This window comes from Falsirhodobacter sp. 1013, assembly GCF_051195255.1.
GTDB lineage: Bacteria > Pseudomonadota > Alphaproteobacteria > Rhodobacterales > Rhodobacteraceae > Falsirhodobacter.
On sequence record NZ_JBNJLK010000032.1, the window covers coordinates 1 to 7,694 of the forward strand.

Here is a 7,694-nt window from a genome sequence, read left to right on the forward strand (position 1 = left end):
GTTCGGTTCTGAACAGGGGCTAAAGCCCGCCCTTTCGATCCCTTTGGGATGACAACGTCTCGACGCGATCATGCAGGTGCCACTCGGTCCCTTCTGACGACACCGTTGGAACCTCGGACGTGGCCGCGCGGGCACCCGAGCAACCATTCCCTTCCCGGTCCCCCTGATCTATCAAAGCCGGATCTTGCACAGGATGGAGTGACCTGTAACCATGACCGGCGATACAGGTCTTCTTGCCCAGCTTCCGGTGCCGGTCTACACGACCGACACGGCAGGCAACATCACCTTCTACAACGAGGCGGCCGCCCGCTTCTGGGGCTATCGTCCGACACCGGAAAGCCGCCACTGGTGCGGCTCCTGGACCCTGCTTTCGACCGAGGGAAAGCCGCTGTCCCGTGAGATGTCGGCCCTGGCCGCGACACTGCGCGAGGGGCGGCCGGTTCAAGGCATGGAGATGATCTCCGAAGGACCGGACGGCGCCCGGCGCCCGTTCGTGGCGTTCCCCAACCTTCTGCGGGACGAGGCGGGTCAGGTTGTCGGCGGAATAAACCTGCTGATGGACGCCTCCCAGACCGATGGCGCAGATCTGCGGAACGAGAGACTGGCCGCAATCGTCTCCTCTTCGGACGACATCATCATCAGCAAGACCCTCGGCGGCCACATCACCTCATGGAACGCGGCGGCGACGCGCCTTCTCGGGTACGAGGCCGAGGAGATGATCGGCCAGTCGATCACGAAGATCATTCCGCCGGAGCTTCTTCACGAGGAGGAGAAGATCATCCGGATGATCCGGAGCGGGGAGCGCGTCGATCACTTCGACACGGAGCGCCTCCGGAAGGATGGCACCCGGATCCACCTGTCATTGACCGTCTCGCCGCTGCGTGACAGGGACGGCCGCATCGCCGGAGCGTCGAAGGTGGCTCGGGACGTGTCCGGCCGCAAGAAGGCGGAGGACATGCAGCAGCTCCTGATCCATGAGCTGAACCACCGCGTCAAGAACATGCTGGCCGTCATTCAGGCGATTGCCACCCAGTCGCTTCGCCGGGCCCCGGACCCAGACACCTTCGTGCGGGCGTTTCGGGGTCGCCTTCAGGCGCTCGCACGGGCCCATGACGTGGTCGTGCGGGGCGAGATGAAGGGGGCGGACCTGTTCTCGCTCCTGCGTGAACAGGTGCTTCTTGGCAATGCCGAGGATCAGCGTGTCAATCTTTCTGGGCCTTCCGTCTTTATCGCATCGAACATCATCGTGCCGCTGGCGCTGGTGCTTCATGAACTGGCCACCAACGCCCGCAAGTACGGAGCCCTGTCGCGTCCCGAGGCCCGTCTTCGGATCGAATGGTCCCTGACAGAGGGAGCGGAACGTCGCCTCCATCTGGAATGGAGGGAATCCGGGGTGCCGGGACTCGGGACGGCTTCCGCTCCGGGGTTTGGCACGCAGCTCATCTCAAGCGCGCTGGACGGCGAAGGCGGCACGGTCGAGACGGACTATCGGCCGGACGGCATCACCTGCCGCATCGATTTGCCCGCAAGCGACGGGATCAGTCCGGCACCGACGGACACCGTAAAACCGGGAAAACCGGAACAGCCGGGGGACGCCGCCACCTCTACCCTTGCGGGAGCGCGCATCCTGATCATCGAGGATGAGCCCATCGTCGCCATGGACGTGGCGGACCAGGTGCGCGGCCTGGAGGCCGGCGTCATCGGGCCTGCGGCGACGCTGGAACAGGCCCTGCACCTCGCGGAACAGGCCACCTTCGATGCGGCGCTGGTCGACGCAAACCTGAACGGGCTGCGGACCGACGATCTGGCGCAGATCCTCACAAGGCGTGGAATTCCCTTCGCCTTCGCCACCGGCTATGGCCGTGAGGCTCTGCCCGTCGGCTTCGAAGCCACTCCCGTGCTGGCCAAGCCCTTCTCCCGCGATGATCTGGGGGCTGTGCTCCGTTCGCTTTTGCGAAGCCGCGTCCCGGGTTAAAGGACCGCGCATCACGACGAGTCTTGCACACCGGCAGGTTGCAGCAACCATCGAACGATCAGCGACAATGAGGATCGGGAGGCCGCTGCCGGGCGCGCACGACCACGCGGTTCGCGACGGGAATGGCGGATGAATGGCCTTCACTCCCGCTTTGGTGAAGCAATGGAAGCGTCATGTAGGCTCCACTTGATGCGAGCCATCGGCAGGTTACGTCGAAAGGATAAAGAGACGCCTTAAGGGACAGCAATTTGGGGTACTGGAGATATGAGGTCGAAGCTGGCTGCTTCGTCTTGTCGGGTAGTGTTCTTGAACTTCTGGGAAGCTGCGGGAAAAGGCTCGAGATGGATCTCGCCCAATTTTCAAAGTTGGCTCATCCCGAAGACCGCGCGGGGATACAGAACTTCTTCGAGCGGATCATACGAGGCGGCTCCGGCGAGCAGCTTCAGTGCCGGGTGACGGGTGTGAATGGCATCGAGCGCCTCATCGAGATCGAAGGGCAAGGTCTGTTCGACAGCCGCGGAAAGCTGCTTGGAGCCTACGGTGCCTGCCAGGACATCACAGATTGTTCGGCAACCGAGGCGGCCTTGCGCGAAAGCGAGGATCATTACCTGCATGCCGTTGAACTGACCGCGCAGATCCCGTGGACGGCCGATCCCGATGGAAGCATCCTGGAGGTGGGACCAGTTTGGCTCGAACTCATCGGAATGGGTCGCGAAGAGGCGCTCGGCTCGGGGTGGATGGCTGCGCTTCATCCTGAGGACGTCGAGCAAACGGCGCGCCTTTGGACGCAGGTGCTGGCGACCGGCGCACCGTTGGATCTGGAATATCGGCTGCGCCTTGTTAACGGCGGGTATCGCTGGTTCCGTGTGCGGGCGGCGGCGCGCCGCAATGAACTGGGCGAGATCATCCGCTGGTATGGCACCGCTCACGACATCCATGATCGTAAGCTGGCTGAAGCCGCTTTGCGTTACAGCGAAGCCTTTGCGCGCAGCATCCTCGAGAGCACGATAGACTGTGTGATTGTCCTCGATCTTACGGGGAGCGTTCAGTTCATCAATGGGCCGGGGCTGGAGGCGATGGAGATTGAGGACTTCGAGGCACGGCAAGGCAAAAGCTGGAGCTCGTTCTGGCCGGCGGACGTGACGGAGGAGGTGACCCGAGCACTTGCCGCGGCTCGCGCAGGCGGTGCCGCCCGTTTCGTCGCCTTTGGTCCGACGGCGAAGGGCGCACCGAGGTGGTGGGATGTCAGGGTCTCTCCTTTTTTGGGTCCGGAAGGCAAGCCCGATGGGCTGCTTGCAATCGCGCGCGACATGTCCGACGCCAAACATGCCAGTGAACAACTGGAGCACGCTTGGGCCGCAGCCGAAGCTACAGCCCAGCAGCTCGAGAATGTTCTTGAAAGCACAACCGACGGGGTTGTGACGCTTGACCACGACCTGCGCTTTACATACGTCAACCGTCGAGCTCAGGATCTCTTCGCCGACGAAGTCGACCTCCGGGGCAGGCTCCACCGGGAAGTCTTTCCGGGTCAGACCTTCGACGAGCTGAGGGAGCAATATAGGAACGCCTTTAGGCAGCAGGAAGCGGCACATTTTGAAAGATACATTCCGCTGCGGAACATGTGGATGGAGTTCCACGTCTATCCGTCCGCGGATGGAGTGAATGTGTTCTTCAAGGATGTGACGGAGCGCCATCGCGCCCGGGAGGAGCTTCGGTACCTAGCGCATCACGACTCCCTCACCGGATTGGCGAACCGCACCATTCTGCGGGCCTGTCTTGAGCAGATGCTTCCAGCCTCCGCTCCGGATCAGCAAACCGCAGTGCTGTTCCTGGACCTGGACGATTTCAAGGCGGTGAACGACAGCTTGGGACACCAAGCCGGGGACATGGTTCTGGTCGCCGCGGCAGAGCGACTGAAGACCGCCGTCCACAGTTCCGACTTGGTCTGCCGGTTCGGAGGGGACGAATTCGTTGTCGTGGCGCAGGTCAGTGGGACCGATGAGGCTTCCCGACTGGCCAAGCGGATCATCGGCACCCTGAGTGAACCTTACAAGGTTGAAGGGCGCACCATGACCACCGGCGTCAGCATTGGCATCGCCATCGCGCCGAAGCCGGGTGCGGCAGTGGCGGATGTGAAACGTGACGCGGACATCGCGCTCTACCAAGCCAAAGCTGAAGGGGGCGGCATGTTTCGCGTCTTTGATCAGACGATGGGCAAGGACTTTCACCAGCGAGAAGAACTGAAGCGGGATCTCAGGGGTGCCGTGGCGCGAGAGGAGTTCCATCTTGTCTATCAGCCGCTTATCGACCTAGGGACCTGTCGCATCAAAGGCTTTGAGGCGCTGCTTCGCTGGGAGCATCCAGAAAAGGGGGTCGTGAGCCCGTTGTCATTCATCCCGCTGGCGGAAGCGTCGGGCGCGATTGTCGAGATCGGGGAATGGGTGCTGGCAACGGCGTGCCGCGAGGCTGCGTCCTGGCCTTCCGACGTTTCCGTCGCGGTGAACCTTTCGCCCATCCAGTTTCAAGACGGCAGGTTGCCTGAGACAGTGTCCCGCTGCCTGTCAGAGAGCGGGTTGCCCCCGGGCCGCCTTCAGCTTGAGATCACCGAGTCTGTTCTACTGGCGAACACCGAAAGCAATATCGAGATTTTGGCGGCGCTTCGTCGTCTGGGTGCATCCATCTCCATGGACGACTTCGGCACCGGCTACTCCTCCCTCGGCTATCTACGCAAGTTCGCCTTTGACAAGGTCAAGATCGACCGGAGCTTCGTAGGCGACCTTGTCGCGAAGGGAAAGAGCGGGGCAGAGCGTACCACCATAGTTCGGGCAATCATTGACCTTGCCCACAACCTTGGCCTTGCAGTAACGGCGGAAGGGCTGGAGACTAAAGCACAGGCAACGATCCTGCAGGAACTGGGCTGCGACGAGGCGCAGGGATACCTTATCAGCCAACCGGTCGCCGCAGGCGACGTGGCAAGGATCATGTCGCAATTCGGCGGAACTGCCTGCGGCGCGTCAGCTGCCGATACAGCCCCGACCGACCCTGCCAAGCGTGAACCCTCTGACCTCCTTCGGTGAACCGCACTGAACCGCGCCGGGTTTGCCGGAGGCTCCAACTCCTGAGTAAGGTGGAGCATCATGAGCAAGACAACGAACAAATTTTCCCCTGAAGTTCGCGCGCGTGCGGTTCGGATGGTTCTCGACAACAAGGGCCAGCACGGCTCACGCTGGCAGGCGGTGATGTCGATCAGCACCACGGCCCATGCCGGGTTCGTTCTCGATGCCTTGGAGCAAGCGGTCCACGACAGGCGTCCGGCAAAAGGTATGGGGCTGGTCCACCACAGCGACAGGGGATCGCAATATCTGTCCATTCGCTACAGTGAACGGCTGGCAGAAGCCGGGATCGAACCCTCGGTGGGCAGCGTCGGTGACAGCTACGACAACGCCCTGGCCGAGACGATCAACGGTCTGTTCAAGGCAGAGGTCATTCACAGGCGCGGGCCATGGCGGAACTTCGAAGCCGTCGAATACGCCACGCTGGAATGGGTCGACTGGTTCAACAACCGTCGCCTGCTCGAGCCAATCGGGAACATCCCGCCAGCCGAAGCAGAGGCCAACTTCTACGCCGCTCTGGAAAATGAACCCATGGCCGCGTAACTGAACTACTCCCCGGAAAACGGACAGTGACGGAAGCTACGATCTGACGTTTGCTGGTCTCCAAGGACGAGGAGATCAGAACATGAAGAAGCGCAGGAACCATGACGCGGGCTTCAAGGCCCGCGTGGCGCTGGAAGCGCTGAAGGGCGAGCGCACGGTGTCGGAATTGGCGGCCGAATACGGCGTGCATCCGACGATGATCCACCAATGGAAAAAATCGCTGCTGGACGGCGCTGCGGATATCTTCGAGCGAGGCAACCGAAAGCCCGCGGAGGTGGACGAGGAAACGGTCCGGTCATTGCATGCCAAGATCGGAGAGCTGGCCGTCGCCAACGATTTTTTGTCACGAAAGCTCAAGCCGTGGACCGGCAGGTGAGGCGTGGGATGATCGAACGGGACCACCCTGCACTGTCGATCGGGGCGCAGTGCCGCCTGCTGTCGATCTCGCGCTCGTCGTTCTATCATGAACCAGCCGGTGAGACGGAACAGAACTTCGGGCTGATGCAGCTCATTGATCGGCAGTTCCTGGACACTCCCTTCTACGGCGTCCGGCAGATGACTTGGCATCTGCAGAATGAGGGCCACGGTGTGAACCAGAAGCGCATCCGGCGGCTGATGCGGCTCATGCGCTTGATGCCGATCTACCAGAAGCCCAACACCAGCAAGCCGAGAAAAGGGCACAAGACCTATCCCTATTTGCTGGGCGGACTGCGGGTCCATCGCCCAAGCCAGGTCTGGTGCGCCGATATCACCTACCTGCCGATGCGGCGCGGCTTTTTGTATCTGGTTGCCATCATGGACTGGTTCACACGCAAGGTCCTGGCCTGGCGCATCTCGAACACGTTGGAGGCTGACTTCTGCGTCGAGGCGCTGAACGAGGCCATCCACCGCTTTGGCGCGCCCGGGATCATGAACACCGATCAGGGCAGCCAGTTCACATCCTTCGCCTGGATCGACCGACTGAAGCGCGTTGGCACCCGGATCTCGATGGATGGCAAAGGCCGCTGCATCGATAACGTCTTTATCGAGCGTCTGTGGAGATCGCTGAAGTATGAATGCGTCTACCTGCACGCCTGGGAAACAGGATCGCAGGCCAAGGCCGCAATCAACCACTGGATTACCTTCTACAATCATCGGCGACCACACACTGCCCATGGCGGGCAACCGCCCGCCGTGGTCTACTTCAACAGCATCGAAACCGATCAGCAGGCACAGGCAGTAGCTTAAATCAGCCGGAAAGCTGTCCAAGGATCGGGGAGTAGCTCATAACTAACCAAAATCAGCCTCCAGAAAACCCGGCGCGGTTCATAACGCTATCGCTGGTTGCCTTGCAAAGGCTCAGACGCCAACCACTTTCCGCAAGGCTTCATCGATCCGGCTCTGCCAGCCAGGACCGCCAGCCTTGAAATGTTCAACCACGTCCGCGCTGAGACGGATGGACACGGGCACCTTGGGCGGCGCCTTCTGCGGCCCGCGAGTTCTGGGAAACGCCGCGCGGATATGAGCCGGCAACTCACTTGCAGGCTTCGCCTTTGCGAAGTCGTCGGTCGTCCATTCCGGATTGTCGCTGTCAGTCACTGTCGGGCGGGGCATGACGATCCATCTCCCTCTTATGGGCGCGGCGAAGGCTGATGGCCCGCAGGGTGCCGTTCCTGTCCGTGAAGGCAAGGCAGTGTGCCCTTCCGTCGATCAGGCCCCAGGCGCGATACCGCACTTCGCCGTAGTCGTTTCGGTCATCCTCGATGAAGGCGAGGATTTCGAGGTCGGCCGCACGAGCCAAAGAGACGCCATGCTTGGCAAGATTGATACCGTCCTTCTCGGGGTCGAACTCGATCTTCATAACTGTATATACAATCAGGAAGTCTGGAATTCAACTGAGTTGTATGACTGGTCCGTCAGACGCCGCTAATTACCACAAGTGCTGAAATAGCTGGCATTGGCTTCTCCTCTTCGCCGCGACCTGTCGAATGAGGGGCGCAGATCCACGAGGCGCCAGAACTTAACAATATGCTAACATGCAGATAAAATTATGATATTAAGCTTATTTCTGCTCAAAACCGTTT

4 protein-coding genes and 2 pseudogenes are annotated in these 7,694 nt (G+C 61.1%); 4 read left to right on the forward strand and 2 right to left on the reverse strand.

The genetic code is table 11. From position 1 onward, the window contains the following. Positions 1–211: 211 nt before the first annotated feature. The 4 genes and pseudogenes from ACSHZY_RS18520 (at position 212) to ACSHZY_RS18535 (ending at position 6,858) form a co-directional block, all read left to right on the forward strand. Positions 212–1,975: a PAS domain S-box protein gene (locus tag ACSHZY_RS18520; protein WP_435171668.1), complete on the forward strand. Its 1,764-nt coding sequence runs from the start codon at positions 212–214 to the stop codon at positions 1,973–1,975. A 341-nt stretch (positions 1,976–2,316) separates the two neighbouring features. After that, positions 2,317–5,052, forward strand: a complete 2,736-nt coding sequence (locus ACSHZY_RS18525; RefSeq protein ID WP_435171670.1) for a sensor domain-containing protein — start codon at positions 2,317–2,319, stop codon at positions 5,050–5,052. A 171-nt stretch (positions 5,053–5,223) separates the two neighbouring features. Continuing rightward, positions 5,224–5,631: pseudogene (locus ACSHZY_RS18530) on the forward strand (integrase core domain-containing protein); the annotation flags it as partial. Between the two features lie 82 nt (positions 5,632–5,713). Next, positions 5,714–6,858: pseudogene (locus ACSHZY_RS18535) on the forward strand (IS3 family transposase). A gap of 111 nt (positions 6,859–6,969) precedes the next feature. Here the strand turns inward: ACSHZY_RS18535 and ACSHZY_RS18540 are convergent. Together ACSHZY_RS18540 and ACSHZY_RS18545 are read right to left on the reverse strand one after the other, a co-directional pair. Beyond that, positions 6,970–7,209: a BrnA antitoxin family protein gene (locus ACSHZY_RS18540; protein ID WP_435171672.1), complete on the reverse strand. Its 240-nt coding sequence runs from the start codon at positions 7,207–7,209 to the stop codon at positions 6,970–6,972. Continuing rightward, positions 7,202–7,471, reverse strand: coding sequence for a BrnT family toxin (locus ACSHZY_RS18545; RefSeq protein WP_435171674.1), 270 nt, complete (start codon positions 7,469–7,471; stop codon positions 7,202–7,204). Before ACSHZY_RS18545 ends, ACSHZY_RS18540 begins: the two co-directional genes overlap by 8 nt. Between the last annotated feature and the right edge of the window lie 223 nt (positions 7,472–7,694).

Bases quoted from the DNA above. Each gene is read 5' to 3' on its own strand.
- ACSHZY_RS18520 (WP_435171668.1), top strand. From the start codon at position 212: ATGACCGGCGATACAGGTCTTCTTGCCCAGCTTCCGGTGCCGGTCTAC.
- ACSHZY_RS18525 (WP_435171670.1), top strand. From the start codon at position 2,317: ATGGATCTCGCCCAATTTTCAAAGTTGGCTCATCCCGAAGACCGCGCG.
- ACSHZY_RS18545 (WP_435171674.1), bottom strand. From the start codon at position 7,471: ATGAAGATCGAGTTCGACCCCGAGAAGGACGGTATCAATCTTGCCAAG.